Genomic DNA, 1,371 nt, shown 5'->3' with positions numbered 1-1,371 from the left:
GTTAGTTGAATATCTATATTTCCATGATCTAAAATTACTTTGAATATATTCTTATCTTCATATTTACTTTGTTGTATTTCATTAGTAATTATAATAAATTCTAAATACTTATCATTGTAAGGATTACAATTCTTGTTTATCAGTTCGATAGAATTTAGTTCATTATTATTAGCTATTGTCGAAAAATCAGTTTTATTTGATGTACAAGACATAATCAAAACTGATGAGATTAAACATAATAAATAAACACTCTTTTTCATTTTTATTTCTCCAAGCACCTCAGTGAGGTGTCAGCATAACAACTGGTTGTACCGCAGCGGGCTTGACCCGCTGTCGGCTACGAACCTTTGTTATGTGTCATTTTACAATATATTGTTATTCTTTTCATAATTAATTAAATTTTAAAATCATCTTTTTCAACATACGATAAGCATTCAGTAGTAATATATTCTTTCGTTAAAAATTTTTCCCCATCATACATCGGATTTAAAACATAATGTTCCACTTCTGTATATGGTGCAATTTTTTTTACATATCTTGCTAGTGTATTATAAATCTTTGTAGTCAAATCTGGCCGTTTGATAATGTTTTCTTTTTCATCATAATAATTTGTAATACAGTATAGTCTACCTCTAGATATCCTCTTATCTTTTTCAAAAATTTTTGACATACTTGCTTCAATCATAGTAAGTCCACTTGCATTATAGCCATAATCTATTCGTTCTCTATTTCCTATTTTTTCAACTTTATATTTTCCTGTTTCCGGAATATAAAAATAATAATCCAGACATTCTTTCGAAATAATATCTGTTGAGTCAGATTCAATAACAATACCTGTCTGCAAATCTTCTTTTAAAATTTTACAACCAATTTCTAGCGCTTTTTTGTGCTAATAAAATGAAGTTATCATACTCGATGAAATAATTAATTTGTTTTCCCACTAATATTCCTCCATTTTTGCTTTCTTCCGCTAGCGCCCCAGTGCGGGCGTCCACATAACAATTGCTTAAACCGCAAACCGGCTTGACCGGTTTGTCGGCTTTGAAGCTTTGTTAGGCTGGCTTCTATTTTACAACTTCAAACAAAAATTTACACCGCATCTTAGAAAGATATTTTTCCTCTCTTTCCTTCGCCGAAAAGAAGAGGCAGGCTTGACCTGCCCTACTTTTTGCACCGCAAATTTTCAGGCAGTCGGGCCTGACCCGGCGGCCGTTTCCCCGGCAAGTCCTTCCTGCTGGCTCGACCCGCAATCGCCGAAAACACGGATTTTTCATAACCGAACTTCTGTCGTTTCTGTATGAATTTTCTGCCGTTTTTTTTCAAAAAGCTTCTATATTACAGATTTCTCTCCGGCATTCATCTGTTTTCCGT

Annotated in this window: 2 protein-coding genes; both read right to left on the bottom strand. The window is 33.3% G+C overall.

Annotated features, from left to right (window positions below):
• A partial coding sequence (locus tag JI65_RS17225) for a hypothetical protein (protein ID WP_207106111.1) occupies positions 1 to 260 on the bottom strand: 260 nt, incomplete at its 3' end.
• A gap of 134 nt (positions 261 to 394) precedes the next feature.
• Positions 395 to 844 carry a hypothetical protein gene (locus tag JI65_RS16910; protein ID WP_197971979.1) on the bottom strand — a complete coding sequence of 150 codons (450 nt, stop codon included), beginning with the start codon at positions 842 to 844 and terminating at the stop codon, positions 395 to 397.
• Between the last annotated feature and the right edge of the window lie 527 nt (positions 845 to 1,371).

It is taken from the genome of Treponema zioleckii (genome assembly GCF_014737315.1).
Taxonomy (GTDB): domain Bacteria; phylum Spirochaetota; class Spirochaetia; order Treponematales; family Treponemataceae; genus Treponema_D; species Treponema_D zioleckii.
Note: the sequence above shows the minus strand (reverse complement) of the source record. Positions and strands in the feature narration are given on the sequence as shown.